This is a genomic window from Gluconobacter sp. Dm-44, assembly GCF_018256175.1.
Taxonomy (GTDB): Bacteria; Pseudomonadota; Alphaproteobacteria; order Acetobacterales; family Acetobacteraceae; genus Gluconobacter; species Gluconobacter cadivus.
Genome location: NZ_JAERLZ010000001.1, coordinates 212,610 through 239,403 on the forward strand (window position 1 = coordinate 212,610; position 26,794 = coordinate 239,403).

Consider the following 26,794-nt stretch of genomic DNA (forward strand, 5'->3'; position numbering starts at 1 on the left):
CATTTGCCAACGACTGAGCCTCAGGACTGACACCTCCATGCGCATCTCTTTTTCCGATCCGGCAGAACGCAGCGAAACGGAACCCCGTGCGCGGGAACTGTCCAAAATTGCCGGGCTGATGCGGATCACGCTCGCCCTGACCCTGATGCTGCTCGCCATCTGGCTGATCGGCGATGTTCTGGCCGTGATCTTTGCCTCCGCTCTCGTGGCCATCGTCCTGCATGGACTGGCCCGTATGCTCCGGCGTCACGTTCCCGTCATTCCCTATCAGGGCGCGGTTGCCCTCGTGACCGTTGCGATCCTCGTCGCCATGATCGGCCTTGGCTGGAGCAGCGGCCCTTCCATCAGTGACCAGTTCATCCGCCTTAAACAGGCGCTGATTACCCAGTCCGGTGAACTGCGCGCCCATCTGTCCGGCTCCACGATCGGCCAGATGGTCCTCGACCACCTGCCAGCCTCTCTTGGCGGAAACGCCCCCGGAACAGGAGGCCTCGGCTCTCTGGGATCAGGACTTGCAGGCTCGGTCACAGGCCTTCTCAGCAGTGTCTTCGGGATTATCGGAACGCTTCTGGTCGTTCTGATCGCCGGTCTGTATTTCGCCCTCAGCCCGGCCGTCTATATCGACGGGATGATCCGCCTCGTCCCCACGCAGCACCGTCCCGCCGCGCGTGAACTGATGCTGACTGCCGGGTCCACGCTCTGGGCCTGGACCGCCGGGCAGGCACTGGACATGCTCGTGGTCGGCATCCTCTCTGGCGTGGGCCTGTCGCTGATTGGCGTACCGCTTGCACTGGCGCTCGGCGTCGTGGCGGGTCTGTGCAATTTCATACCCTATATCGGCGCCATTCTCGGTGCCGTGCCTGCTGTCCTGCTGGGTCTGTCGCTCGGCACGCATGAGGGCCTGTTCGTCGCCATTCTGTATTGTGTGATCCAGTTCTTCGAGGGCAATGTCCTTGCCCCGCTGATCCAGCGCCGCGCCGTGCATATGCCCCCCGCCATGGCGATCCTGTCGCAGACCGTTTTCGGCTCCATTCTTGGTGCCCCCGGCCTGATCCTCGCCTCCCCCATCACCTCCGCCCTTCTGGCGATGGGCGACAAAGCCACGGCCCCGCTGGAGGACGAAAACCAGACCCGTCGTGACGTCGGCGAAGTCACGGAAGAAGAAGAGAAACAGCAGAAATAAGCCTCGCCCTTTCCGCGACAGCACAAAAAAGACCGGCACTCCCGAAGGAGGCCGGTCTTTTTTGTGCTCTCAACACGCTCCAGAAAGTCCTTACTTTCCGGGCTGCGCTCCAGCAGGCTGCAAGGCCATGAGCTGTGCATCAGGAAAGGCGTTCATCCGGTACGGGCCATTTTTCGCAAGCTGGATCCCAACAATGTCGTCCTGCTTTTTGTATTTCCAGATGGAAATAATAACTGGCTCGCCCTGTGCGCCCGCCATTTCGAGAACGACTTTCGGTGCGAGATCGGTTTTCTCGCCCGACGGCCCCCAGGCCGTTTCATGCGACTGAAGCCACAGATTGACCTTCTGAACCTCATCTGCCGACAGATCGCGACTGATCGGCGCGCTCATCTGCCCCGCAGTCACCTGCGGAAATTTCCACGCATGCAGCAGCGGCCACGTCACAAACCAGATGATGCCTACGGGAATGAGGACCAGCGCCCCGAAAACCAGAAGAAGTTTCTGCTCGCGTCTCACGCCTGTTCTCCTGCCCAGCGATTGAGGGCTGCAATGATGTGGCGGACGTCATCGTCCGTCAGTTCGGGATGGATGGGAAGCGCCAGAACGCGTGCGCCAAGCCCTTCGGCCACTGGCAGCACGGCTCCGTCATGATGCGGCGCATAGGCTGGCTGATGATGCAGCGGCTTCGGGTAGTAAATGGCAGTCGGAACGCCTGCATCCTTCAAAAACGTCTGAAGCGAATTCCGCTTTTCCGCATCCGGCAGCAGGATCGTATAGATCGCCCACGCGCTCTCGCTATCCGAAACGCGTACAGGCGGTACGATCCCCGCAGGCATCCCTTCATCATAGGCCGTCGCAATCGCATCCCGGCGCTTCAGCTCTGCGTCAAACACATCGAGCTTTGCCAGAAGCACAGCCGCCTGAAGCGTATCCAGACGCCCGTTGATCCCGATCCGCTCGACTTCATAACGCGTCCGGCCTTCGCCATGCGTGCGAAGGGAATGATACAGCGCCGCCAGATCGTCGTCGTCCGTCAGGATCGCGCCGCCGTCCCCGTATCCACCCAGTGGTTTGGACGGGAAGAAAGACAATGTGGTCGCCTTCGCCTCATGTCCCAGACGACGACCATGATACGTCGCCCCAAAAGACTGTGCACAATCGGCCACCAGCGTCAGACCTTCCTGCGCCGTCCAGAGCTTCAGTTCGTCCCAGGGCGCGGGTTGGCCGAACAGATCCACACCGATCACAACACGCGGCTCCAGATCTTCAGTCTGACGGACGGCCTCAAGCCGCGCCTTCAGCGATTCAAGACTGATCTGGAAAGTCTGCGGATCGACATCCACGAAAACCGGTGTTCCACCCAGCAACAGGACGACTTCCGCCGTCGCCGTATAGGTGAAGGCTGGCAGGAAAACCGCATCTCCCGGCCCGATTTCCTCGCCCATCAGCACCATCAGCAGCGCATCGGTCCCGGATGAGACGCCGATCGCATGTTTCGCACCGCCGAACTCTGCCAGACGATGCTCGAGTTCCTGCACTTCCGGGCCAAGCACGAAGCGGCAATGCGCCATGACGGCATCCACGCGCTTCTGAATGCTGCCGCCAAGGCGCGCCTGCTGGGCGGGGAGGTCGAGAAAAGCAATCTGCCGTGTCATGGCGCTATCATCTCCGGATCGGGATGGGAGACCGCGACCGGCAGTCCGCCGTCACGGTTATGAAGAAATTCGGGGACCAGCCTGTACAGGATCGTCATGATCGCGCCCAGATCGTTTGCGCGGCAGGCCATTTCCAGCTCATCCATCGCAAGTCTCGCAACCCTGAAATCGACGGTGCGCGGAGAGGCCATCCGCAGGCCGGGCGCATCTGTCGGAACCGGGGCCTCACGGCCATGGAACAGTTCCTCAAAGAGTTTTTCGCCCGGACGCAGGCCGGTGAAGCGGATCTCGATATCGGTTTCGGGACGCAGCCCGGCCAGACGGATCATCTGGAACGCCAGATCCATGATCCGCACCGGATCGCCCATATCAAGCACGAAAATCCCGCCCTGCTTGAGGCGCCGGTCCGTCGCATCGTTTTCCGCACGCTCATGTGTTCCGCGCACAGCCGCCTGCAAGACAAGCCCCACGGCCTCAGGCACCGTCATGAAATACCGGGTCATGTCGGGATGCGTGATGGTCAGCGGACCGCCATGTTCAAGCTGCCGCCGAAACAGCGGCACGACCGATCCCGTGGACCCCAGCACATTGCCAAACCGCACAGTCACGCACCGCATGCCGCCCTGCCCGGCCCGCGCCCGCATATCGAGCGCCTGCCCGTAAACCTCCGCACAACGCTTGCTGGCGCCCATCAAACTGGACGGATTGACCGCCTTGTCGGTAGAGATCATGACCATCGCCTGCACACCAGCGCGCTCGGCTTCGTCCGCGACAATGCGTGTGCCGATCACATTTGTCAGCACACCCTCGACCGGATTGTCCTCGACGATGGGCACATGCTTGAGAGCCGCCGCATGAAAGACGATCTGCGGTCGATACTCCCCGAAAATCTCCGCCATGCGTCGCCGATCGCGCACGTCCGCCACGATCTGATGGCATGTCACATCACCAAAGCGCTCGGAAATATCCAGATTGATCTGCCACAGCGCGTACTCGCTGCTCTCAATCAGGAGAAGCACAGCGGGCTGAAACGATGCGATCTGCCGCGCGAGTTCGGAGCCAATACTCCCCCCGGCCCCGGTCACGGCAATGACACGGCCACTGATCAACCGCGCCATACCCTGCGAATCGAGCGCAACCGGTGGACGGTTCAGCAGATCCTCAATCGCGATAGGCCGAAGTTCCACCCTGTCTGCCGGCTGCAACGCTGTCAAAGACGGCGTGCGCTGAACGTCGATGTCATAGACGCGCGCGGCTTCAAGGATGCGTGCCAAGTCCCGCCCCTTGATATCTCCTGACGTCAGGACCAGCGCATCCGGCAGCTTTCCCGCAGCGAACAGGCGCTCCAGAATGGCGGGCGTTTCGCTGATCGTTCCCAGAATGGGGCAGTCATGAATACGCCGCCCGGCCTGCTGCGAACCGCCGGTCAGAATCCCCGTCACGCTGCGGCTGTTCTCGCTGTCCCGCTCCATCGCCCGGATGAACAGATCCGCCTCATGATCCGCACCCAACAGCAGAATGCGCTGACTGGCCAACGCGGTGCTCTTACGGCGCGCTGCCAGCCGCCACATCATGCGGACAGAACCGAGAAACACCAGAAGGACCAGCGCATGGATGATCGGAAAGGTCGGCGTCGGCAGCGGATAGCCCGCTACGCGTAAGAGTCCCGCAAATAACAGCGCGCTCAGAACCGAGGCGCAGGCAATATTGAACAGATCCGCCACACCCGAGAACCGCCAGTATTGCTGCGGAACGCGGAACGGCAGCCCACCCACCAGAAGCGTGATCCCGCCACCCGCAATAAACCAAAGCGGATGCAACCACCCTCCGGCCGGATCGGCCAGCCAGCGCGCAACAGGTGCGGCAGCCGCAGACACGACTCCGTCCAACGCAACATTGAGCGCAATGCGCCGCGCGCGCATCGACGTATGCGAGGCAGAAGGCGGCCTGAAAGACGGCGCCGAAGGGGGCATTGAGGCCGGAGCGGCAGGGCCTGTAGGATCAGCAGATGTCACCCGCCCCTTATAGCGCCAAAAGCCGCTCTCCCATAAAGTCGTTCCATGCCCTTTTCTTTTCAGAACATTAACAACGGCCTTACGCTCCCCTGCGTGGCCGCAGTCGTGCTGTGCAATATCCTGATCCTGCTCATGATCCGGGCCGGTGTTCTGGATCATCCCGTAGAGCGGAGCTCTCATACACGACCAACCCCTAAGGGTGGCGGCATCGGAATCGTGGGAGCCTTCGTTCTATGCCTGATCCCGGCCCTGCGCGCATCCCATGCCACGGTGTCCATCATTCCGGCTATTACGGGACTGCTGATCGGCATGATCGTGCTGGGCGCTATATCGTGGCTCGACGACATGCGCCCTTTCCCGGCCCGCTACAAACTCGCAGCCCAGTTTCTGGCCGCTATTGCCGCGGCATTCGGAGCGACATACGGCACGAATATTCCATCATGGATGGTAGTGCCTTTCGTTCTCGCTGCGGTGTTCATTACGAATGCTCTGAATTTCATCGACGGGATCAACGGTCTCGCCTCTGGCGTCATGGCCATCTCCGCCATCTTTCTGGCGAGCGCAGGCATCATACCAGTCGCGTTCATGCTGCTCGCCATCTGCCTGCTGAGCTTCCTGCCTTATAATTTTCCAAAGGCCCGGATTTTCATGGGCGACGTTGGCAGCCAGCCCATCGGACTCGCCATCGCATGGGGCGGCATGACAGGGTTTGGCACAGGCAGCGGCGTGCTCGTGATCGCACTGCTTTCGGGCGTGTTGTGGGACGTGACCTTTACGCTGCTGCGTCGCGCCCGCGCCGGAGACAGACTCGCCCAAGCACATCGTGGCCATCTCTACCAACTGGCCGTCCGTTCAGGACTGCCCGTACCACTCGTCACTTTTTTATACTGGGGGTTTGCCCTCTGGGGCGCTGTGGCTTTCGCCACAGGTCAGATCATCATCACAGTTCTGATGATCGCCCTGCCACAGATTTTGTGGACAGGATATGTCTGCACGCGAGCCAAAGCCCGCGTGCAGGATCGCTGGTAATCAGCAGATCGTTCAGCCGGCGCGGCGGCTGCTCAGGCGCTCGACGGACGCCGAAGCGCGCTCTGTGCGGGTCGAACGGGTACCGGAGGCTTCCGTCATGACGGCGCGCATTTCGCGAAGGAAGGTGGAACCCTTCAGCGTGCGCTGCACGAGAACCGAACGACGGTCCAGCGGATCGACCTTGCGACGGGCCAGATCCAGTTCACCCAGACGGTCGAGCGCGCGGGTAATGGCGGGCTTGGACACCTTGAGCTCAAGGGCCAGACCACGAACCGTATGAGCACCGTCCCGCAGATAGCAGGTCAGGAACACGGCAAGCTGGCGTGCCGACAGGTCGGGTCCGTCACGACGGACCATGGAAACGATGGTGTCGCACAGAAGGTTGAGCATTTGATCATTGGTAGCCTGGGGCATGATCTCTCTCCTAAACAGTTAGACCCCCTGTTGTCCGATCCCATAACAGAGACCCGCAGCACGGGAGCCAACATGAAATTGTCTCTACCTCTCCTTCCCGGGAGAGGCGTCAGTTACACTCAGATGGTGATTCGAAACGCATACGCAAGCATATGGGTTTCAAAACATTCCAGTAGACGATGACTCTGCATCGAAACGATAAGGGGCATATGCCTCATTGAAACGCGTTTGACACCCTAATCTTTCAAGCCTTCTTCACACCGTCACACTGTTTCCCGAGTGAAACGCTTCATGAAAGCTCAGGAATTATTATGAATTCGTGACAAAGTCTCCAGAATCGCCCGCAGACCGAGCACTTCTCCGCCCTCCGGCCGACCCGGACGCCCTCCATCATTCCACGCATAAGTGTCGATATGAGCCCATTTTTGGCCATCCGGAACGAATTTCTGGAGATAAAGCGCCGCTGTAATCGCCCCGGCCATGGGTTTTGACGTCACGTTTCCGAAGTCGGCAACTTTACTATCGAGCCATGCATCATAGCCATGCCAGAGCGGCATTCTCCACATCACATCGGCTGTCTTTTTTCCCGATTCGAGAATGAGTGAAGCCAGTTCATCATCATTACTGAACAGCGCTGGTACATCCGGACCGAGTGCTACGCGCGCAGCACCCGTCAGGGTTGCAGCATCAAGAATGAAATCCGGACGGTTTTCAGACGCCTCCGTTATGAGATCACACAACACCAGCCGCCCTTCTGCATCCGTATTGCCAATCTCGACCATTTTGCCGCTGCGCGTCTTCAGAACATCCCCCGGCCGCATGGCATGACCGGACACGCTGTTCTCCACGCACCCCAGACGCAGTTCCAGATCCACATCCAGACCCAGATCGATCGCCGCGCATGTCACGGCAAGCATCAGGGCTGCCCCGCCCATGTCCTTCTTCATCCGCAGCATCCCTGCTGCCCCCTTAAGGTCGTAGCCGCCCGTATCGAAGCACACCCCCTTGCCGATCAGCGAAACCTTCGGCGCTCCCTCACGTGCTTTCCAGCGCGCCACGACCACGACCGGCTTACGCTCTGATCCCTCGCCCACTTCCGCCAGACACGGATACGCACTGCGCAGATCGTCACCCTCGACAAGACTGACGCTCGCCCCCCGGTGCACCAGCGCCTTGCCCGCCATTTCCGAAAGTTCGCGCGGCCCCAGAAGATTTGCCGGCATGTTGATCAGATCCCGCCCGAAGCACACAGCCTTCGACAGCGCCACAAGCCGCGTCGCATCGTCGGGAACGACCATCCGCGTCGCGCGTGGCTTCACCTCCCCCAGACCGAACCGATACGCCCCCATACAGAACCCGAGCAGCGCACTCTCCAGCGCTCCGGCTTCCAGTCCGTGCAGCACGACCGTCCAGTCACCTTCCGGCAGGGCTGTTCCCAGAACCCCGAAAGCCTCCGGATCATTTGCCCGCGCGGAGGCCACGCACAGGATTGCTGCTCCGACCCCGCCCTCACCCGGCAGCAGCGTGAAAGCACCGTCTTTCGCCGAAAATCCCTGTGCTTGCAGAAAGGCAGCATGCTCTCCAAGAAGACCGGAAACCGCAGCACTGTCCTCACAGGCCACCAGATGAACCAGACGCGCCGAAGGCGCTTCGGCAGAGGTCACGAAGGGAAGCTGGGGATGCGGATTCATAGTTTTTCTTCCTCAAAGACCTGCCTCACCCGAGAAAGATCCGCCGGGAGGGCTTCAGATGCTTGCTTTTGCTCCGCAGGCACCCGACCATTCAGACATGAAGGGTGCATTCCACGGAACCTCGTCCAGCGACCATACCATGCCAGCCAGCATCCGTGCTGCCCTCGGCCCCACCAATACCGGCAAGACCCATTATGCCCTAACGCGCATGATGGCCCATGCGTCCGGCATCATCGGTTTTCCTCTGCGCCTTCTGGCCCGAGAAAACTACGAACGCCTCGTTAAAATCAAAGGCGAGCGCAGCGTCGCGCTCATCACGGGTGAAGAAAAAATCGTGCCCTCCGGCGCACGCTGGTTTTCCTGTACCGTCGAGGCCATGCCGCTGGACCGTAAGGCCGAATTCATCGCCATCGACGAGATCCAACTTGCCTCGGATCCGGATCGCGGTCACGTCTTCACGGATCGCCTGCTCCACGCTCGTGGCACCGTCGAGACGCTGTTCCTCGGCGCCGAGACCATCCGCCCGCTGCTTCAGAGACTCGTTCCGGGTATCGAAATCGACATCCGCGCCCGCCTCTCGAGCCTCGCCAGCACCGGACACACCAAGCTCTCCCGTCTGCCTCCACGCTCGGCTATCGTGGCCTTCTCCATGAGCGAAGTGTATGCGCTGGCCGAAGTGATCCGCAGACGCCGTGGCGGCTGTGCGGTTATCATGGGCCAGCTCAGCCCCCGTACCCGTAATGCTCAGATCGAGCTCTATCAGAACCGCGATGTGGATTATCTCGTCGCAACCGATGCCATCGGCATGGGTCTGAACATGGACGTCGATCACGTCGCCCTTGCCCAACTCAGCAAGTTCGACGGCACGGTTCCTCGCCCACTGTTCCCGCAGGAAATCGCCCAAATTGCCGGACGCGCCGGTCGCGGCATGAAAGACGGCACCTTCGGCACTACGGCCGACTGTCCGCCCATGTCCAGCGCCCTCGTCGAAGCTGTCGAGCAGCACCGCTTCGACCCGATTCAGCGTCTCTACTGGCGCAACCACGAACTCGATTTCACCAACCCGGCCAAACTGCTCAAAAGCCTGACCCGCCCGCCACCGTTGCGCGGCCTGACCGCAGGGCGCGTGGCCTCGGACGTCACCACCCTAGAATCCCTGATGCTTGACCCGGATGTTCGCGAGATCGCCCGAGGCAAGCGCGCTACAACCCTGCTCTGGGACGTCTGCCAGATCCCCGATTTCCGCAAACTCGGCGATGACAGCCATACCCGCCTCTGCGCGCGCCTCTACAGCCATCTGGTCAAGGAGGGATCCATTCCCGCCAACTGGATGGAAGGCCATATCCGTGGTCTGGCCAAAACCGAAGGCGATATCGACACCCTCATGCACCGCCTCACCGGTGTGCGCGTGTGTTCCTATGTCGCCGCCCGCACCGAATGGAGCCGCCATTCCGCCATATGGCAGGAGCGTGCCCGCGAAGTGGAAGACCAGCTCTCCGACGCCCTGCACGAACGCCTCACCGCCCGTTTCGTGGACCGCCGCGCCACGACGCTTCTGCGCCGTCTGGACAGCGATGGCGACCGCACGCTGTTGTCTGCCGTCAAACCCGATGGCGACGTTCTGGTAGAAGGCCATAGCATCGGACGCATCCGGGGCTTCACGCTGGAGACGGACGTCGCCTCCGGTCCGGAGCGCCAGATGATCCTGCGTGCCGGACGCAAAGCCCTCATCCATGAAATCCCCCGCCGCATCCGCCTCCTGCAGGACGCGCCCGACACCGCCCTTAAACTGGACGCCACCACCGGACATCTTTTCTGGGACGAAACTCCTCTGGGTCGCCTCACCGCAGGCACCTCCCTGCTGCGCCCCGCCATCCAGCTTTTTCCAGCCGAGTTCACTGATACGGTTCAGAAAACCCATGTCGAAGCCCGTCTGCTGACATTTGTGGCCAACCTCATTCGAACGGATCTGAAAGCCCTTTATCGCGCCCACGCACTTGCCGAACACGAACCGGGACTTCGCGCCATTCTGCACCGTCTCATGGAAGACGGCGGCATCACCGAAACCCTGCCAGAAGATCAGGCGCTTCCTCCCGCTTTGCGCAACACGCTACGGAAGCACGGAGTCGAAGTCGGACGTTTCTCGATCTTCTGCCCGGCCCTGTTCCGAAAACGCCCTCTGGATCTTCTGGGACTGCTCCACGCCCTACATCGCCAGACGCCTCATCGCCCAACAGCGCCCGGTCGCGTCTCCCTTCCATGGCCTGAAATCAGCGGGCAATTCGCTTGGATCCGTGCCGGAGAGACGGGCCTGCGCCTCGATATCGCAGAACGCTGCATTGCGGAGTTGCACCAACTCACACGCCGCCGCGACCACACAGCACCGCCCGATCTGGGCTCCAGGCTGGGCGTAAAATCCGACAGCCTTCCCTCCGTCCTGAAAGGTCTGGGCATCGCGCATCAACCTGCAGAGGCTCAGTCCTCCACCCATGCCGGTCCACCACGCCCGCTCATGATCCTGAATGATCGCAAAACCCGAGCCTCCCGTCGCCCCAGAGCCGCTCAACACGGATCTGCCTCCAGGCGCCCTTCGCCTCCACGGACTGACAGTCCTTTCGCGGCCCTCGCCATCCTGAGGGAAAAAGTCCGCCCATGAGCGAAGCATATCAGCGACTGGACCAGTGGCTCTATTACGCCCGCATCGCCAAGACACGTCCGCTTTGTGCGGCTATCGTCGGGAAAGGTCGCATCCGCATCAACCGGCAGCCTACCAGCAAGCCCCATGCCAAGCTTCACATCGGCGACATATTGACTTTTCCCGCAGTTTCTGGCGGAGAAGTGCGCGTGTGGCGCGTTTTGGATCTTGGTGAACGCCGCGGTCCGGCAAAAGAAGCCGCACTTCTTTACGAAGTCATCACAGAAGACGGCTGAGGATGCTTGCGTCTGACGCCAAACCTTCGCATATCATCCCGCTCGGATGAAACCGGCCGGATGCCGGACCAGCAAAACGATCGGAGACGTCAATGACCTATGTGGTCACAGAAAACTGCATTCGCTGCAAGTTCACGGATTGCGTGGAAGTCTGCCCCGTAGACTGCTTCTACGCAGGTGAGAACTTCCTTGTCATCAATCCAGACGAATGCATCGACTGCGGCGTATGTGAGCCGGAATGCCCGGCCGAAGCCATCTTCCCCGACAGCGACAACCGCGCCGCGCCGTGGATCGAGGTTAATGCGAAATATTCGGCTCAATGGCCGAACATGACCCGCAAGATCGACGCCATGCCAGATGCGGAAGAATGGAAAGACAAGCCAGGCAAAGCCGCCATGCTGTCCGAGGCACCGCATCAGGGCTGATTTTCTCCGATATACCGAAGTAATCCTCACCCGGTCTCTTACGAGATCGGGTTTTTTTATGCCACCTGCTCTGACTGGCATCCCGATCCCCACCAAGGCGTACGGCACAAAAAAAGGGCTGGCAGGATTTCTCCCACCAGCCCTTCCCGCAGGTTTCGAAAGAAACCTTAGCGGGACATCATGTTGATTGCAGTGTCATGCATGATGAAGATCGTACCGCCGATGATGACGATCACCGATGCCGCAGCAAAGATGAAGCACATCAGGTTCCAGCTCTGCTCGCTGCTGGTGTTCAGGTGGAGGAAGAACACCAGGTGGACGACGATCTGCACGACGGCAAGAAACGTCAGCGCTGCAAGCGTCATGGACGGAGGCAGAACGTGGGCCATAACAGCGGCAAAGGATGCCACCGTCAGGATCACGGCCAGAACAAAGCCGATCAGATAAGCCGAATAGGAGCCGTGGCTACTATCGTGGGCTGTATGTGCCTGAGCCATTACATCACTCCTGCGAGATAGACGAACGAAAAGACACAGATCCAGACGATGTCGAGAAAGTGCCAGAACAGGCTGAGGCAGGCCAGCTTGTTCATCATACGCTCGGACAGATCCTGCGGACCCATCATCTGAACCATCAGGACGACCATCCAGATCAGGCCACAGGTGACGTGCAGACCATGCGTTCCAACCAGCGTGAAGAACGCGGAGAGGAATGCAGAACGGTCAGGACCATTACCTTCTGCGATCATGGAGGTGAACTCGTTCACCTCCAGACCGACGAAGGACGCGCCCAGCACGAACGTGACGGCAAGCCAGACCAGAACCATCGTCTTGTTCTTCGCCAGCGCGTTCAGCGAGGCGAAGCCGTACGTGATGGACGAGAACAGCAGGATAGCCGTTTCGATCCCCACGTTCGTCAGGTCGAACAGTTCCTTGCCCGACGGGCCACCGGCATACTGGTTCCGGAGGACCGCAAAGGCAGCGAAGATCGACCCGAACAGGACGCAGTCCGTCATCAGGTAGAGCCAGAAGCCGAACACGTTGGGGGTTTCGTGATGATGTTCCCCGCCGTGATCGTCGGCGTGTGCCAGAGGCGACATTGTTGCTTCGTGAGCCATAAGTCTTATGCCTCCTTCTTACTCTGCTGCCTGCGCCGCAGCGATACGACGAGAATAGACTTCCTCGTTGTGCTCGATTTCGCTCACCGGGACGTAGTAGTCGACGTCGCGGTTTGCACTGCGCAGGATCATGGTTGCAACGATACCGATCAGGCCGATGGCAGCGAGCCACCAGATGTACCAGACCGAAGCGAAACCGAGAATGAAGCTGAACAGACCGATGAAAACACCAGCAGATGTGTTCTTCGGCATGTGGATCGGAGCCAGCGGCTTGCCGTGAGCCTTCAGGCCCAGCTGCTTCTCGGTATGGAACGTGTCGAGACCATGAATGTCAGGAATGACCGCGAAGTTATAAGCCGGCGGCGGAGAGGAAATGGACCACTCCAGCGTACGGCCGTTCCACGGATCACCCGTCAGATCGAGGTTCTCGGGCAGGTTACGGTCACGGATGGACACATAAAGCTGCGTCAGCTGGCAGACGATACCGCAGGCGATAACGATTGCACCGGCTTCAGCAACCAGCATCCACGGATACCAGTCGGGGTTGTCGTAATGGTTCATACGACGCGTCATGCCCTCGAGACCGAGGATGTAGAGCGGAACGAAGGCCAGATAGAAGCCGACGAACCAGCACCAGAACGCGCGCTTGCCCCAGGCTTCGTTCAGCTTGAAGCCAAAAGCCTTCGGGAACCAGAAACCCATGCCCGCGATGTAACCGAAATACACGCCGCCGATGATGACGTTGTGGAAGTGGGCAATCAGGAACAGGGAGTTGTGCAGGATCCAGTCAGCAGCCGGCATGGCCATCATGACACCGGTCATACCACCGATGGAGAAGGTGATCATGAAGCCCAGCGTCCAGTACATCGGAGCCGTGAATTCCACGCGGCCCTTATACATGGTGAACAGCCAGTTGAAGATCTTCACACCCGTCGGGACGGCGATGATCATCGTCATGATACCGAAGAAGGTATTGACGTTGGCACCAGCACCCATGGTGAAGAAGTGATGCACCCACACGACGAAGGAGAGCACCATGATGGAGCACGTGGCGTACACCATCGTCTTGTAACCGAAGAGCGGCTTCTGGGAGAATGTTGCTGTGACTTCGGAGAACACACCGAACGCCGGGATGACGAGGATGTAAACTTCCGGATGGCCCCAGGTCCAGATCATGCTGAGGTAAAGCATGACGTTGCCGCCGGCATCATTCGTGAAGAAGTGCATGCCGAGGTAACGGTCAAGGCTGAGCAGAGCCAGCGTAACCGTCAGAACCGGGAAGGACACCATGATCAGCACGGTCGTGCAGAATGCAGTCCAGGTGAACACCGGCATCTGCATCCAGCCCATGCCAGGAGCACGCATTTTGACGATGGTCGTGAAGAAGTTCACGCCTGTCAGCAGCGTTCCAACACCGGAGATCTGAACGGCCCAGATGTAGTAGTCAACGCCGACACCCGGGCTGAACTGCATCTCGGACAGAGGCGGGTAAACCAGCCAGCCGCACTGGGCAAACTCACCGATGAACAGCGAGATGTTGATCAGCAGGGCTCCGACCAGCGTCATGTAGAAGCTGAGCGAGTTCAGGAACGGGAACGCAACGTCACGCGCACCGATCTGAAGGGGAACCACTAGGTTCATCAGGCCCGTCATAAACGCCATCGCCATGAAGAAAATCATGATGGTGCCGTGAGCGGAGAAGACCTGATCGTAGTGATGTGGCGGCAGATAACCGGGGTTACCATTATAGGCCAGCGCAAGCTGGGTCCGCATCATGATGGCATCCGCGAAACCGCGGAACAGCATGACGATCGCCAGAATGATATACATCACTGCAAGACGCTTGTGGTCGACAGTCGTCAACCAGTCACGCCAGAGATAGCCCCATTTGCCATAATAGGTGACAGCACCCAGTACGGCGAGACCGATAACAGCAACACCAAGGAATGTACCGACAAGAATCGGCACATCCAACGGTATGGCTGAAAAGGAGAGTTTTCCGAGCATCTGTCGGTTATTCCTTCATGCCAGTGTCGGACGGTGCAGCGTTGAGAACGGACTGCATGTGCATGACCTTGCCCGTCGTCTTGTCCACCACCATGCCATTATTATACTTGGCAACGATGCCGTCGAAGAGTTCCGGCTGGACATGCGCGAAATACTGTACCGGTGCAGCTTCCTGCGGCGCAGCATATTTCGGGTATGTCGTGTCGTCGAGATTTTCGCTTCCGCTCTTCACTTTCTCAACCCAGTCATTGAACTGAGCCGGGTCCATGGCGAGAGTGCGGAACTTCATATCCGAGAAACCGCGACCGCTGAACTGCGACGCTTCACCAAGGTAATCCCCAGGTGAGCTTGCAATCAGATGCAGCTGCGTCTGCTGACCCGGCATGGCGTAGATCATCGAGCCCAGACGGGGGATGAAGAACGACGTCATGACGGAATCAGAGGTGATCTGGAAGTCCAGCGGCGTGTTCGTCGGCACATCCAACTGGTTGATCGTTGCGATCCCCAGATCCGGATAAATGAACAGCCACTTCCAGTCGAGAGAAACCACCTGAACATTCAGCGGCTTGACATTGTCATCCGTCTGAAGCGGGCGGTAGGGGTCATAGGCATGCGTACTCCACCAGCTGATAGCACCGAGGAAGGCGATCAGAATGGCGGGAACACCCCAGATGACATATTCAATTGCGGTCGAATGATCCCAGGTCGGGAGGTATTCGGCCTCTTTGTTGGAAGCACGATACTTCCACGCAAAATAAAGCGTCGCGACGCAGGTTGGAACAACAACGAGCATCATGATGACGAATTCCGCCACCATGACATCGCGGTTCATTACTGCGACCGGGCCGCGCGGCTGAAGCAGATCAACCGTACAACCCGATAGCATCAGCGCCGGCAACGCTGGGAGATATCGCCAGAGTTTTTTCATCGGTCCTGCTTTCATCATCCGTTCCGGCTTGCAGTAGTCGCCGGGAAACGGTTTGACACGATAAGGTCCGCATCAGTGCCGCCGAACGCTGCCATAGTCTGCTACCTTTCTCGTTCGTATCCTGACGTCAGGAACCGGATCAAAGATCCGATCCTGAAGTTCATTCAGCATGGGACACGGCTGTCCCGGTTCCTCAGGTTTTTTCTGCCTGAATCGCCTCAAAGACAAGGCTTATCACGGATTTCGTGAGCCTATCCCCAGCATGGACCTCAGGATGAAATGGCTGTTTTTCGCCACATTTGATCTAATTATGACTTTCATTAAATATGAACATTACAGATTTTTAATGTAAACCTCTTTAGAATTCGCGGAAATAATTCAAGACTTTATTGGTCCAAAAAGCAGAAAGGGGCGGCATCAACTGCCGCCCCTTTCCCGATATCCAGTATCGTCCAGACAATACTGTCAGTCGCTGTTACCTGAACGCACGCCCATGAACTGGATGAGAAACTGGAACAGGTTCACGAAATTGAGATACATCGTCAGAGCATCATAGACACTCAGCTTCGCTACTTCTTCCGGACCAGCATAAGCCATGTATTGCTGATATGTGATCTTGATCCGCTGCGTGTCATAGGCTGCAAGCACGGTGAAAAGACCCACGCCTATTACAGAAACAAGCATGCCCAGCGGAGAACTGTGCAGGAAAATGTTCACCACCGAAGCCAGAACGATACCGATCAGGCCCATGAACAGGAACGAACCGAGTCGAGCGAGATTGGCACCGGTCGTGTATCCCCACAGCGACATTCCGGCGAATGTAATGGCCGTCACGAAGAACGTCCGAGCCACGGAAACGCCCGTATAGCTCAACAGCAGGCTGGCCATGCTGGCACCCATCGCGGCACTGAACAGCAGGAAAATTCCCTGCACAGCCGGACGGGAGAGGCGATTAACGCCGAAAGACAGAACCATCACGAACACGAGCGGCGCGAATATACTGATACCACCCAGGAGGGTCGGTCGCAGGACGATTGCACCATTCGGCATTTCAGCCAGATGGAAGAACAGAGCGCGCAGAGATGTCTGTGCGACGCCGTAGGCGACCACTCCCGTGATCACCAGACCAAGCGCCATCCAGTTGAAGACCCGGCACATATAAGCGCGAAGTCCGGCATCGAGGCTGCCGGCTCCGGCCTGCACACCGGCTCTGCTGAAGTTGGAATTAAAAGCCATGACACCTTTTCCAATGAGATGCCCTTCTGAAAAGGGCGCTTGACGAACCAGGGAGGGCCGTCCGTACACTCCATCTGAATGTGGGAGTTTTGCCGGAGGGGTCAAGAATACTCCGTCGTCCCTTACTTATTTTTCATGGGAAACGCGCCTCTTGAGACTTTTTGTCGCACTCGACCTTCCTGTCGACATCCGGGAAACGCTTGCGCTGATGCGCGGTTCCATGCCCGGCGTGCAATGGGTTCCTGCCCAAAACCACCACATTACGCTTCGTTTTATCGGGGAAATCACGGACAGACACCGAATGGAGGAAATTGACCTCGCCCTCTCCCGTCTAGCTTGGAAGCCCTTTGATCTGTCGCTCGCACAGGCCGATATCCGCGAGGGCCTCAATGCCGACAGCCTTCTGATCGGGGTTGAGCGAACGCCACAACTTGAAGCGCTCCAGTCTCAGGTCGAAAGTGTCCTTCGCCGTGCCGGATGTCCTCCCGCGAAGCGACGCTTCCAGCCAGCCGTCACGCTGGGGCATTTCTCCTCCAGTCAGCGGGCGGATGCCATTCAGTGGGTGCAAAGACACAATCTCTTTCGCAGCAAACCGATGTCCGTAGAGCACGTTACACTCTTTGAAAGTCTGCGCAGCCTTGGAGAGCATGTTTATGTTCCCAGAGCCGAATATGCGTGGCAGCCAGAGATGCCGCTGACTCCTGAGGAAGAATGACCCGATCTATCCCCTCCCCTGAGGAGCGTCTTGACGCCCTCCTCAGGGAAGTCCGTGCCTGCCGCGTCTGTGAGGATCATCTGCCTTTGGGGGCTCGCCCTCTGATCCACGCCTCCGCAACTTCCAGAATTCTGATTGCAAGTCAGGCACCGGGCACCAAGGCCCATATTGCAGGAAAATCGTTTTTCGATCCGTCCGGCAATCGGCTCCGGAGCTGGCTCGATATCCCGGAAGACATTTTTTACGACACCCGGCATGTCGCTATTCTGCCAATGGGTCTGTGCTATCCCGGACGCCTGCCTCAAGGCGGCGACAAACCGCCGCGCCCTGAATGCGCCCCTCTATGGCGACAGCGTATCCTGTCGCTTCTGCCTGATGTCCGCCTGACGCTTCTCGTGGGTAGCTATTCCCAAAACCACGTCCTAGGACGTGGTTCAGTCACGGAGCGAGTCAGGAACTTCAGGGATTACCTGCCTGAATATTTTCCCCTGCCCCATCCGTCATGGCGGACCGGGGTTTGGGAAAAGAAAGCGCCATGGTTTCAGGAAGAGGTCATCCCGGCCCTGCGAGCGCGCGTTCATGCGCTGCTTGCCGAGCGCTGAATTTCAGGCGGCTTTAGCCTGCCTGAAAGCCTCGACCAGAAACCCCTCGACGCCGGAGGAGAGAATCTGAATCCCGATCGCCAGCAGGATCAGGGCGGCAAGACGGCTGACAATCCGCGCACCGGTCACACCCAGCATCGCCACGACACGCTCGGCATAGGCGTAAACGATGGCCACAACGACGGCCATGGTCGTCGCCGCAGCGGAAACGCCCAGATAGTAATCTGCTGTTGGCATATGGGGCGGCGTGGACGAACTCAGGGCGATGGCGACGGAAATACTTCCCGGCCCCACCGTGAACGGCATTGCCAGTGGAAAGAACGCCCTCTCCCGCAGATCTGGTGTGGTTACGGTGCGGCCACCCTGAAGCGCCTGCTTTTCCTTGCGCGCCTCGGACGTTTCAGGCTGCAACAACATCACCCAGGCCCGGGAGGCTACGACAAGACCACCAGTAATACGCAACGCATTGATTGAAATACCGAAAAACCCGAGAATCCAGCTTCCGAACCAGATGGACACCAGCATGATGCCCAGCGAATTCAGGGCGACCTGACGCGCCAGTTCGACGACTTCGCGGCGCTCGCGCCCTTCTGTTGCCTGCGCGAAAATCAGCGAGGCCCCGAGCGGATTGATGATCGAAAACAGCGCGGGAAAGGCAATCAGCCAGCTGCTGAGCGTATTCCCCAGCCCGGGCGCCAGACTCATGAGCCTGTTGCAGCCTGTGGCTGGCGCTTGCGTGCCAGACGTTCCTCACCCTTCAGAAAAGCCCGCAGCATCCGATAGTCCTCGGAAAAACAGCATACCGTCCCGGCTGTCCTGTCTGGACAGACCGTCAGTCCCAGATCGTTATAAACGGCCATCAGGGACTGGCCAACCTGTATGAAAGCGAGCTTGCAACCTTCCTGCAACGCCAGATCCCGCAACCGCCAGATCGCCGCCACACAGTTGCGTTCGGAACCCGCCGGATCGCCCAGCCCGATAATGAACTGCCCCGTCCGCAGGAACGGAATGGCCGCGCGCCCTGCCTCGTCCAGCAAAAGCCCGGTTGGACGACGCAAACCCAGTTGCGGCAAGGCATGGGCCAGACTGTGATAACGGCAGGCATTCTCGGTCGTCCATGCCTCAAACCGAATGCGCGTCCGACGCATTCCGCGCCACAGGACGTAAAACCCGCAAAGGGCTGAAAATCCCAGAAACCAGCGCCCAACAGCCGTATGGGCGTCGTAGATCATGGACCGCCACCAGATCGGCCCCAGATGCCGCTGTATCGCCACCCAGCCAACCCCCATGAGCCCCAGCCCCCACAGCGACAGGGGCGCAAGCGTTGCTGGCGTCAGAGGGGCGGTCAGAAGATGTGCCCGGCGATAATAGCAGTTCCGGAACGGCAGCAGCAGGAGCATCACAAGCGCGATGACAACCGGCCCTTCCCACGGCGCATGACGCAGGATCAGCAGCAGAACCGCCGATCCCAGCATCCCAAGAGAAAATTTCCAGGCCAGCGCCACACGCTGTGACAGCCCCCAGGACAGTGCCGCAAGCCCGACACCAACCACCGTCAGCAGAAGATCCGCAATCTGAGACACCGCCGCCCAAAAGGAGGTCTGGACAGGCGGCAGGTCTGCCACCAACGCATAGAGCAGCAACAGAAGTCCGACGACAGCCTGCACACTCGTCGCCACCGCCACGGAAAAATCCGCTTCCGATTCACGAATGACCTGACTGGGCCTGACCCTGCGCGGGGTCTGCCCCGCCGAGACCAGAGCCTGTTCGCCACGCAGGAACAGCTCATGCCCCGCGAACATCAGCCCCGCAATCAGAAGGGGGATAATGTAATAGAAAAGCCGGAATACGAGGATCGCGCCCATGATCTGCGACGTTGGCAGATAAGCCTGCAACGCCAGCAGCATGGCGCCATCGAAAACGCCCAAGCCCCCCGGAACGCTTGCCATCAGCCCAGCCGTATAAGAAGCCAGATAGATCGCCAAAAACGTCCCGAACCCGAAATGGGCTTCCGGCGGCAGAGGCGGCAGCACGCAATACGCAATGAGCGCCGTTGCCGCCATGTCCGCCGCACTGACGGCGATCTGTGCAATCGCAATTCCCGGCCCCGGAAGTTCAATCTCATACTTCCAGACACGCACATGCTTGCGGACGCGCGAGACCAACACATAGGCCAGCAACACAGCCCACAAGCCGAGGCCAACAAATCTCAGCAGAAACGTCGGTAGATGCATCAGAACCGGCACCGCGTGCGGTTCGATAATCAGAATTCCACCGATCAGCGCCATCGTACCGAGCAGATAGGTCGCGGAGCAGAAAGCAATGATCTGCGCAATTGCACCCGGCGCCACACCCCAACTCCGGTACAGCCGGAACCGCACCGCTGCCCCTGAAATCGCCGCACAGCCCAGATTGTGGGACAGCACATAGGAGCAGAACGCCGCAAAAGCGGAGCGCTGATACGACACGTCCGCCCGGACATGCAGACACGCGAGCCTGTCGTAGAACGACAGGATAAAATACGACAAAACCGTCGCCGCCCCGCCGGCCATCAGCGCAGAGTTCGGGATGGCGCTCAGGCTCGTGGTAATGTCATGCAGCGAAAGATGTCGCAGTTCGCGCCAGATAACGACCACAGCCGCCACCAGCAGAACCAGCCCCACAAGAGCGGGCGCACGCGACAGGAGAACCTGCCAGCGCCGCTTCGACGGACTGGCCTCCTCACACCCGCAATCCACGGGATCCGCCTCGACCAATGCACAGACTTCGTCCTTCACAGACGAAGCCTGAACATCGGGCGACCGGAACTCCGGTCTTTTCTCTTTGGGCGCGCCCACGGCTCAGCCCTGTACAGGCTCTTCAACAGGCCGCGCGAGAGCTTCCCGGATCAGGCCAACCGTCTCCGGAAGCCCGAACAGGGACGCAAAAATCCCGAAACGCGGCCCTTCGGTCTGCCCCAGCAGAACCTCATACAGGCACCCGAACCACGACCGCAGCTCGGACTTCTCGAAATACCGTTTGCCGACTTCGAACACGACATCCTGCACATCGCCCGGCGGCGTTTCCGGCGCGAGCTTTGCCAGTTCGTCCGCAAGATCGACCAAGCCCTTGCGCTCGGTTTCGGTCGGCGCACGATAGGTCTTGTTCGGGTAAACCTGTTCCTGAAAATACGTCAGCGCACAACGTACGAGACGGTCCACATACGGATGCGTCTCGGGCGACAGCGTCGGATCGTAGCGGCGCAGGAACTTCCACAACGTCTCCGGCTTGTCGGCATTGGCCACGTTCGCAAGGTTCAGCAGCGCCGTATACGAGACCGGGCTGGTGTCTTCCGGGCGGATCGTCCCGCCATGAATGAACCACACCGGATTGGCCATCAGATCCGGCCCTTCCTGCGTCTCCGCCTTCTGCACGAGCGTCAGGTAATCATCCGTCGCACGCGGAATAACATCGAAAAACAGACGCTTGGCCCGCGTCGGCTGCTGGAACATATACTGCCCCAGACTTTCCGGCGTGCCATAGCGCAGCCATTCTTCGACCGACAGGCCGTTACCCTTGGACTTGCTGATCTTCTGCCCCTGCGCATCGAGGAACAGTTCGTAGGTCAGGCCCGCAGGCGGTTCCTTGCCCAGAATGCGGCAGATCTTCGACGACAGCTTCACACTGTCGATCAGATCCTTACCCGACATTTCATAATCCACGCCCAGCGCATACCAGCGCATGGCCCAGTCGGCCTTCCACTGCATCTTGGCATGACCGCCCAGAACGGATGTCTCGAACGTCTTGCCGGATTCGTCCTTCCAGACAACGGTCCCGGCATGCGGATCAACCTTGATGATCGGCACCTGCATGACCTGCCCGGTCTCGGGATGGATCGGCAGAACCGGCGAGTAGGTCGCACGACGCTCCGGACCAAGCGTCGGAATAATGGTCGCTACGACTTCGTCATGGACTTCAAGCATGCGGCGCAGCGCCGCATCGAACGTGCCGTTGGTGTAATACTGCGTGGCGGAGGCGAACTCGTATTCAAAACCGAAACTGTCGAGGAACTGGCGCAGGCGCGCATTATTATGCGCGGCAAAGCTGTCATACTCGCCAAACGGATCCGGCACCCGCGTCAGCGGCAGGCCGAGATGCTTTGCCAGAAGTTCCTGCTGCGGCACATTGGTTGGCACCTTACGCAGCGCATCCATGTCGTCAGAAAACGCCAGCAGGCGCGTCGGCCGGCCGGTCAGCGCCTCATAGGCCTGACGCACCCAGGTCGTCCGTGCCACTTCACCGAACGTACCGATATGCGGCAAACCCGACGGACCATAGCCCGTTTCCAGAAGAACCGGAGCCTGTTCCGAAGCATCTGATGCGCGCGCGTCCATGCGCGCGGTGATTTTTCGCGCCTCTTCAAACGGCCATGCTTTCGGAAGCGGCGCGTCAGGAGAGAGGGACGGGGCGATAGGTGTCTTGGATTTCTGCATGATTACAGGAAAAAGTAGGGAGACACCCCTTCTTGGTCAAGCAATACGACACATTCCCGTTTCACTCTGACCAATCCTTCACATTACGAAATATTTCAGTAACTTTTTTGCTCTTCCCAACCCCTTGCAGACAGCCAGCTTTCACGTTCCGTTCGCAAAACCCGCAAAACATCCTCGCCGGAATTTTTCCTTCCCGCTACACTAACCACAATGCCCCGCGCCCCTACCTTCCTGTCGCCATTCGATGCTCCGGCCCTCGTCGCCCGTCGTGGCCTGTCCTCCCTCCTGACGCCGGATGGCGAACTGCTGGACCTTACGGCGGAAGAAACGCGAGAGCGCCTCACACAACTCCCCCCGCCCCTTCTGGTCCACGGCCCCGCCGCCCTGCGCGCCCTGGACCTCACTCCGCTGTCCCAGCCTGTGCCATGGTTTGACCTGCTGGACCTGTTCCTGTTCGTCCGCCCCGCCACGACCGTCGCGCCCACCCCGCGCGGACTGGCCCTCGCCCTCGGAATCGACCCGCCCGAAACCATTGGCGCGGACCTCCTGCCCGTTCTGTGCGAAACCCTGCTCGACGAACTGCGCCACAAGGCCGCAACACCCGAAGGCGCCCGCCTGCGCGAGTTGATGGTCCCCCTGACCCGTGCCGGATGGGCCTGGAGCGGCGAAGTCACAGACGTCCTCGGTACTCCGCATGACACAACCGGCGCTCATCCCTACGAGGCCATCCGCATCTGGAAGCGCCTGCCACGCTGGGAAGAAACCGCCCCGCGCTCCGCCCCCGGAAGCCAGCCGGTCTCACCAAACGCAGCCCGTCAGCGCCTGCGAGAAATCCTAGGAGAAAACGCCGAAATCCGCCCCGGACAGGCCGATTTCGCCTCGGTCGCCACCGCTGCGTTCGAGCCGCGCGAAAGCATCGGTTCGCCCAATGTCGTCCTCGCCGAAGCCGGAACCGGTACGGGCAAGACGCTTGGTTATATCGCACCCGCCAGCCTCTGGGCCGAGCAGAGTGATGGCGCCGTCTGGATCAGCACCTATACCCGCCATCTCCAGCGCCAGATCGAACAGGAACTCCGACGCCTCTATCCGGGTGAAAAGATTCTTCGGGAGAAAGTCGTCGTTCGCAAAGGTCGCGAAAACTATCTTTGCCTGCTGAACATGGAAGACCTGCTCAACGTCGCCAGTTCCCGTGGCCCTGACGGTTACGCCGCGCTCCTGCCGATGGCCCTGCTCGCCCGATGGGCCGAAGCCAGCCGCGACGGCGATCTCATGGGCGGGGACCTCCCCGGCTGGTTCGGCGAACTCTTCGGGCATGGCACGCTTTTTGGCATCGCAGACCGACGCGGCGAGTGCATCCATGCCGCCTGCCCGCATTATCAGACCTGCTTTGTCGAACACGGAATCCGCCGTGCTCGGCAGGCCGATCTGGTCGTGGCCAATCACGCCCTCGTTCTCTCCCAGGCGGCGTGGGCTTCCCTCGCGCCGCCCGGCCTGCCAGACGAAGACACCACGCCCACCCGCTATGTTTTCGACGAAGGTCACCACATCCCCGACGCGGCAGACAGCGCCTTCGCTACGGCCCTGTCCGGTCTCGAAGCCGCCGAACTCCGCCGCTGGCTTCTCGGTGCGGAAGGCAGCCGTTCCCGCGCGCGGGGTCTGCAACGGCGCCTCGACGATCTGGTCGAACGCCTGCCCATGATCGACACGCCGTTGCAAGCGGCGCTTCAGGCCGCAAGAAGCCTCCCCGCCCCCGGCTGGAGCACGCGCCTGCGTCCCGAGAGCCTCGCTGACGAAAGCATCTTACCGCCTTCCGAGGATGCGCCCGCCCTGCTGATCCCTGCAGACCCCGCGCCGGAAAACCCGTCCGAAGCTTTCCTGCGCGCGCTCGACCAGCAACTCCGCGCGCGACAGACCAAAGACCCTCGGGACGGATACATTTCTGCTGAATGCGACCTGCATCCCGTCAATGACGACGTGGCCGCTGCCTCCGAAACGCTCAGCCGCGCCCTGACGCGCCTGCGTGATCCCATCCGTCTTCTGGCGGACCGTCTCGCCGCACAGGTCGAGGACGATGCGGCAATGGACGCCCCAACCCGACAGCGCATCGAAGCCATGATCCGCACCCTGCACCGCCGTGCCATCAGTCGCCTGTCCGGCTGGATCGGGATGCTTGATGCGCTGCAAACACCGCCAGAACCGGACGTCACCCCCACTTTCGTGGACTTCATCCGCACCGAGCGCCTGCCCCGCCCCCGGGCCTCACAGGGCGACCACGATATCGGGCTGTACCGGCACTGGCTGGACCCGACCATTCCATTCGTCTCGACCATCCAGACGCCCGCCCACGGCCTGCTGCTGACCTCCGCCACCCTGCGCGACCAGACCGGCCATGGCGACGCGCAGAACGAAGCAAGCTGGCACGCAGCCGAACTGCGTCTGGGCGCCACACATTTCCTCAAGCCGCCCATCCGCGCCTCGGTTATGAGCCCGTTCGACTACGCCACGCAGACGCGCGCCTATGTGATTACGGACGTCTCTGGCGAAATCCCATCATTGGCACACGCCTTCCGTGCCCTTTTCGAAACCGCCAGTGGCGGTGCGCTCGGCCTGTTCACAGCCATCCGCCGTCTGCGCGAAGTCCACCGCCGCATCCATGAGCCTCTGGAAACGCAAGGCTTTCCGCTCTATGCTCAGCATGTGGATGCGATGGACAACGCAACGCTCGTGGACGTCTTCCGCACCGAAATTCATAGCTGCCTGCTGGGCACGGACGCCATGCGCGATGGCGTGGACGTCCCTGGTGAGGCCCTGCGCATGGTCGTGTTTGAAAAGACGCCCTGGCCCCGCCCGGACATCCTGCACCGCGAACGCCGCCGCCTGCTGTCCGAAGGCCGCCCCGGTGATTATGACGACCGCATCACCCGGATGCGTCTGCGGCAGGCGTTCGGCCGCCTGATCCGTCAGGGCAATGATCGCGGCGTATTCGTCATGTTGGACCGCCGTATGCCCTCACGTCTGCTCTCGGCTTTTCCCGACGGCGTGGATGTCCGCCGCATGTCTCTGGCCGACGCGCTGGAAGACATCGCGCGCTTCCTGCGTCCCCAAGAGCAGGAAAACGAGCCGCCCCTCCTTCAGGGCTGAGCCAAGGGCTGTACCGACTGTTGCGCCAGGCTGTGCATGCTGCTCGCCAGACGGTCCCGAAGCTGATGCAGTTCTTTTTCCTGCTCCTGCGCCCTTTCGGCTGCGAGCCTGTCATTTTGTGCCATTTCGCCCAGAGCCTGCGTGACCTTGTCCGCCGCCTGCGCCAGTGCTTCCATCTGTCGCGGGTCCACACCTCGGCTGGCGGCAGTCGTCCGCGCCGCATCCAGCGCACCGTCGGCCACGAGTCCAAGGATCTTGCGGTCCGCCTCGTTCAGCGCATCGCGCGCGGTAGCGGCATTGCGGTTGTCCACCTGCCCCACCGCCACCGCACAGGCCGCTTTCAGGTTGGGAATGGTCTTCGTCAGCGCCGAATGCAGCGCCATGATCCGCGCTTCCGCCGCCTCGCGCGTGCTCTTGATCATCGGAATGGTCAGCGCAGCCCTCATCAGCCCTTCGCGCTGCTCGCTCAGATGCCCCGAGAAATTCGCCAGACGCCCTCGCAGTTCCATGACTTCAGCCGCATCCACAGGGTCCTGTGTCTCCAGCGCATGCTGTCGTAGCGATTCAACTTTTCGCTCGCCCTCTTCAAGCGCAAGCTGCCCGGCTGCGATATCAATGTTCAGTTCCCGCACGCCATGCCGCAGCGCCTGATACATGTCCTCGAAGGACGTAATGTTCCGCTTGAGATCGGCAATCGTCACCCGGGCCTTGGCTTCCTGCTGATCCATCAGAGCGTTGAACTTCTTGCGGTTCTCGGCAAACCCGCTGAGCGCATCCTTCGCCCCACCGAGCAGACCGCCCATCTTCGCCAGAAAGCCACCCGGTGTCCCGCCTTCGCCCCGCGCCAGCTTCTGCAAATCCCCAATCCGCAGGATCTTTACGCCATCCAGAACACCCGCCGCGATTTCACCAACCGCATCGCTTTCACCCAGCGTCCGCCCCGCCAACATCCGGTCTGAAACCTTCGCCAGTTCACCAAGTGCGCCCATCCCGTGCGACAAAAGCGTATTCAGATCCCCAAAATCGATCGTCTCCGCCCGCCGATGCGCCTCCTCGACCATATCCGCTGGCAGACGGCTGATTTCCACCAGCCGCGGAAAAGCGGGCATCGGCTCCAGCGCCACCGGAACGGCACTGCTGGAAACCGGCACTTCAACCTTCACAGGAACCGGTGCGGGCTCATCAGCATAAAGATCGCTCAGATCCAGCGGTCTGGTCTCGTCAGCACTCATG

The 26,794-nt window shown here is 60.2% G+C and carries 22 protein-coding genes; 8 read left to right on the top strand and 14 right to left on the bottom strand.

The genetic code is table 11. The features are described 5' to 3' along the window. Positions 1 to 37: 37 nt before the first annotated feature. Positions 38 to 1,183 (top strand): AI-2E family transporter, encoded by a 1,146-nt coding sequence (locus JK213_RS00980; protein WP_194261489.1) that lies wholly within the window; start codon positions 38 to 40, stop codon positions 1,181 to 1,183. A 90-nt stretch (positions 1,184 to 1,273) separates the two neighbouring features. On the opposite strand, the gene JK213_RS00985 is transcribed toward JK213_RS00980, so the two are convergent. From JK213_RS00985 to JK213_RS00995, 3 genes are read right to left on the bottom strand one after another with little or no spacing between them, the layout of a single operon-like run. Then, positions 1,274 to 1,699 (bottom strand): hypothetical protein, encoded by a 426-nt coding sequence (locus JK213_RS00985; RefSeq protein ID WP_194261490.1) that lies wholly within the window; start codon positions 1,697 to 1,699, stop codon positions 1,274 to 1,276. After that, the gene (locus tag JK213_RS00990; protein WP_194261491.1) at positions 1,696 to 2,838 is read right to left on the bottom strand and encodes a DegT/DnrJ/EryC1/StrS aminotransferase family protein; all 1,143 of its coding nucleotides are present in this window, start codon (positions 2,836 to 2,838) and stop codon (positions 1,696 to 1,698) included. The genes JK213_RS00985 and JK213_RS00990 overlap by 4 nt, the downstream gene beginning before the upstream one ends. Further along, positions 2,835 to 4,811 (bottom strand): nucleoside-diphosphate sugar epimerase/dehydratase, encoded by a 1,977-nt coding sequence (locus tag JK213_RS00995; protein ID WP_194261658.1) that lies wholly within the window; start codon positions 4,809 to 4,811, stop codon positions 2,835 to 2,837. The genes JK213_RS00990 and JK213_RS00995 overlap by 4 nt, the downstream gene beginning before the upstream one ends. A gap of 87 nt (positions 4,812 to 4,898) precedes the next feature. On the opposite strand from JK213_RS00995, the gene JK213_RS01000 reads away from it, so the two are divergent. Beyond that, positions 4,899 to 5,882, top strand: a complete 984-nt coding sequence (locus JK213_RS01000) for a glycosyltransferase family 4 protein (protein ID WP_194261492.1) — start codon at positions 4,899 to 4,901, stop codon at positions 5,880 to 5,882. Between the two features lie 12 nt (positions 5,883 to 5,894). Here the strand turns inward: JK213_RS01000 and JK213_RS01005 are convergent, their stop codons facing one another. Continuing rightward, a complete protein-coding gene (locus JK213_RS01005; RefSeq protein ID WP_062030832.1) occupies positions 5,895 to 6,296 on the bottom strand; it encodes a MarR family transcriptional regulator in 402 nt (133 codons plus the stop codon). A 299-nt stretch (positions 6,297 to 6,595) separates the two neighbouring features. Next, complete coding sequence (locus tag JK213_RS01010) at positions 6,596 to 7,987, bottom strand: leucyl aminopeptidase family protein (RefSeq protein ID WP_194261493.1); 1,392 nt, start codon at positions 7,985 to 7,987, stop codon at positions 6,596 to 6,598. Between the two features lie 58 nt (positions 7,988 to 8,045). On the opposite strand from JK213_RS01010, the gene JK213_RS01015 reads away from it, so the two are divergent. From JK213_RS01015 to fdxA, 3 genes are all read left to right on the top strand, one after another. Continuing rightward, complete coding sequence (locus tag JK213_RS01015) at positions 8,046 to 10,643, top strand: helicase-related protein (protein WP_228125342.1); 2,598 nt, start codon at positions 8,046 to 8,048, stop codon at positions 10,641 to 10,643. After that, positions 10,640 to 10,918: an RNA-binding S4 domain-containing protein gene (locus JK213_RS01020; protein ID WP_099285253.1), complete on the top strand. Its 279-nt coding sequence runs from the start codon at positions 10,640 to 10,642 to the stop codon at positions 10,916 to 10,918. The genes JK213_RS01015 and JK213_RS01020 overlap by 4 nt, the downstream gene beginning before the upstream one ends. Before the next feature lie 92 nt (positions 10,919 to 11,010). Then, positions 11,011 to 11,343 carry a ferredoxin FdxA gene (fdxA, locus tag JK213_RS01025; protein WP_099285255.1) on the top strand — a complete coding sequence of 111 codons (333 nt, stop codon included), beginning with the start codon at positions 11,011 to 11,013 and terminating at the stop codon, positions 11,341 to 11,343. A gap of 167 nt (positions 11,344 to 11,510) precedes the next feature. Here the strand turns inward: fdxA and cyoD are convergent, their stop codons facing one another. The 5 genes from cyoD to JK213_RS01050 all read right to left on the bottom strand — a co-directional run bounded on the left by cyoD (position 11,511) and on the right by JK213_RS01050 (position 16,631). Continuing rightward, complete coding sequence (gene cyoD, locus JK213_RS01030) at positions 11,511 to 11,840, bottom strand: cytochrome o ubiquinol oxidase subunit IV (RefSeq protein ID WP_194261494.1); 330 nt, start codon at positions 11,838 to 11,840, stop codon at positions 11,511 to 11,513. Further along, on the bottom strand, positions 11,840 to 12,460 hold the full coding sequence (gene cyoC / locus JK213_RS01035) for a cytochrome o ubiquinol oxidase subunit III (protein WP_062030824.1): 621 nt from the start codon (positions 12,458 to 12,460) through the stop codon (positions 11,840 to 11,842). Before cyoC ends, cyoD begins: the two co-directional genes overlap by 1 nt. 18 nt (positions 12,461 to 12,478) lie before the next feature. After that, positions 12,479 to 14,467: a cytochrome o ubiquinol oxidase subunit I gene (cyoB, locus tag JK213_RS01040; protein ID WP_194261495.1), complete on the bottom strand. Its 1,989-nt coding sequence runs from the start codon at positions 14,465 to 14,467 to the stop codon at positions 12,479 to 12,481. Between the two features lie 7 nt (positions 14,468 to 14,474). Then, positions 14,475 to 15,413 (bottom strand): ubiquinol oxidase subunit II, encoded by a 939-nt coding sequence (gene cyoA, locus JK213_RS01045; RefSeq protein WP_194261496.1) that lies wholly within the window; start codon positions 15,411 to 15,413, stop codon positions 14,475 to 14,477. A 447-nt stretch (positions 15,414 to 15,860) separates the two neighbouring features. Beyond that, positions 15,861 to 16,631, bottom strand: coding sequence for a Bax inhibitor-1/YccA family protein (locus JK213_RS01050; protein ID WP_194261497.1), 771 nt, complete (start codon positions 16,629 to 16,631; stop codon positions 15,861 to 15,863). Between the two features lie 151 nt (positions 16,632 to 16,782). On the opposite strand from JK213_RS01050, the gene thpR reads away from it, so the two are divergent. Next, complete coding sequence (gene thpR, locus JK213_RS01055; RefSeq protein WP_194261498.1) at positions 16,783 to 17,346, top strand: RNA 2',3'-cyclic phosphodiesterase; 564 nt, start codon at positions 16,783 to 16,785, stop codon at positions 17,344 to 17,346. Next, entirely contained in the window at positions 17,343 to 17,948 is a 606-nt protein-coding gene (locus JK213_RS01060; protein ID WP_194261499.1) for a uracil-DNA glycosylase family protein, read from the top strand. The genes thpR and JK213_RS01060 overlap by 4 nt, the downstream gene beginning before the upstream one ends. Positions 17,949 to 17,951: 3 nt before the next feature. On the opposite strand, the gene JK213_RS01065 is transcribed toward JK213_RS01060, so the two are convergent. The 3 genes from JK213_RS01065 to JK213_RS01075 all read right to left on the bottom strand — a co-directional run bounded on the left by JK213_RS01065 (position 17,952) and on the right by JK213_RS01075 (position 22,420). Then, the gene (locus JK213_RS01065) at positions 17,952 to 18,653 is read right to left on the bottom strand and encodes a MarC family protein (RefSeq protein ID WP_099285269.1); all 702 of its coding nucleotides are present in this window, start codon (positions 18,651 to 18,653) and stop codon (positions 17,952 to 17,954) included. Beyond that, positions 18,650 to 20,686: a lysylphosphatidylglycerol synthase domain-containing protein gene (locus JK213_RS01070; RefSeq protein WP_408872056.1), complete on the bottom strand. Its 2,037-nt coding sequence runs from the start codon at positions 20,684 to 20,686 to the stop codon at positions 18,650 to 18,652. The genes JK213_RS01065 and JK213_RS01070 overlap by 4 nt, the downstream gene beginning before the upstream one ends. A 102-nt stretch (positions 20,687 to 20,788) precedes the next feature. Next, positions 20,789 to 22,420: a lysine--tRNA ligase gene (locus JK213_RS01075; RefSeq protein WP_194261500.1), complete on the bottom strand. Its 1,632-nt coding sequence runs from the start codon at positions 22,418 to 22,420 to the stop codon at positions 20,789 to 20,791. A gap of 210 nt (positions 22,421 to 22,630) precedes the next feature. Between JK213_RS01075 and JK213_RS01080 the strand changes: the two genes are divergently transcribed. After that, on the top strand, positions 22,631 to 25,561 hold the full coding sequence (locus JK213_RS01080) for an ATP-dependent DNA helicase (RefSeq protein WP_194261501.1): 2,931 nt from the start codon (positions 22,631 to 22,633) through the stop codon (positions 25,559 to 25,561). Here the strand turns inward: JK213_RS01080 and JK213_RS01085 are convergent. After that, the gene (locus tag JK213_RS01085) at positions 25,552 to 26,793 is read right to left on the bottom strand and encodes a toxic anion resistance protein (RefSeq protein ID WP_194261502.1); all 1,242 of its coding nucleotides are present in this window, start codon (positions 26,791 to 26,793) and stop codon (positions 25,552 to 25,554) included. The two genes, JK213_RS01080 and JK213_RS01085, sit on opposite strands and share 10 nt — an antisense overlap. Position 26,794: the final 1 nt, after the last annotated feature.

What these genes read in the sequence shown, in the direction of transcription:
- JK213_RS01015 (WP_228125342.1), top strand. Translation starts at nt 8,046, where the DNA reads ATGCTTGCTTTTGCTCCGCAGGCACCCGACCATTCAGACATGAAGGGT.
- JK213_RS01050 (WP_194261497.1), bottom strand. Translation starts at nt 16,631, where the DNA reads ATGGCTTTTAATTCCAACTTCAGCAGAGCCGGTGTGCAGGCCGGAGCC.
- JK213_RS01000 (WP_194261492.1), top strand. Translation starts at nt 4,899, where the DNA reads ATGCCCTTTTCTTTTCAGAACATTAACAACGGCCTTACGCTCCCCTGC.
- JK213_RS01020 (WP_099285253.1), top strand. Translation starts at nt 10,640, where the DNA reads ATGAGCGAAGCATATCAGCGACTGGACCAGTGGCTCTATTACGCCCGC.
- JK213_RS00990 (WP_194261491.1), bottom strand. Translation starts at nt 2,838, where the DNA reads ATGACACGGCAGATTGCTTTTCTCGACCTCCCCGCCCAGCAGGCGCGC.
- JK213_RS01005 (WP_062030832.1), bottom strand. Translation starts at nt 6,296, where the DNA reads ATGCCCCAGGCTACCAATGATCAAATGCTCAACCTTCTGTGCGACACC.
- cyoB (WP_194261495.1), bottom strand. Translation starts at nt 14,467, where the DNA reads ATGCTCGGAAAACTCTCCTTTTCAGCCATACCGTTGGATGTGCCGATT.
- JK213_RS01010 (WP_194261493.1), bottom strand. Translation starts at nt 7,987, where the DNA reads ATGAATCCGCATCCCCAGCTTCCCTTCGTGACCTCTGCCGAAGCGCCT.
- cyoC (WP_062030824.1), bottom strand. Translation starts at nt 12,460, where the DNA reads ATGGCTCACGAAGCAACAATGTCGCCTCTGGCACACGCCGACGATCAC.
- JK213_RS00995 (WP_194261658.1), bottom strand. Translation starts at nt 4,811, where the DNA reads ATGCCCCCTTCGGCGCCGTCTTTCAGGCCGCCTTCTGCCTCGCATACG.
- cyoA (WP_194261496.1), bottom strand. Translation starts at nt 15,413, where the DNA reads ATGATGAAAGCAGGACCGATGAAAAAACTCTGGCGATATCTCCCAGCG.
- JK213_RS01065 (WP_099285269.1), bottom strand. Translation starts at nt 18,653, where the DNA reads ATGAGTCTGGCGCCCGGGCTGGGGAATACGCTCAGCAGCTGGCTGATT.
- JK213_RS01080 (WP_194261501.1), top strand. Translation starts at nt 22,631, where the DNA reads ATGCCCCGCGCCCCTACCTTCCTGTCGCCATTCGATGCTCCGGCCCTC.
- cyoD (WP_194261494.1), bottom strand. Translation starts at nt 11,840, where the DNA reads ATGGCTCAGGCACATACAGCCCACGATAGTAGCCACGGCTCCTATTCG.
- JK213_RS01085 (WP_194261502.1), bottom strand. Translation starts at nt 26,793, where the DNA reads ATGAGTGCTGACGAGACCAGACCGCTGGATCTGAGCGATCTTTATGCT.
- JK213_RS01075 (WP_194261500.1), bottom strand. Translation starts at nt 22,420, where the DNA reads ATGCAGAAATCCAAGACACCTATCGCCCCGTCCCTCTCTCCTGACGCG.
- fdxA (WP_099285255.1), top strand. Translation starts at nt 11,011, where the DNA reads ATGACCTATGTGGTCACAGAAAACTGCATTCGCTGCAAGTTCACGGAT.
- JK213_RS00980 (WP_194261489.1), top strand. Translation starts at nt 38, where the DNA reads ATGCGCATCTCTTTTTCCGATCCGGCAGAACGCAGCGAAACGGAACCC.
- JK213_RS01060 (WP_194261499.1), top strand. Translation starts at nt 17,343, where the DNA reads ATGACCCGATCTATCCCCTCCCCTGAGGAGCGTCTTGACGCCCTCCTC.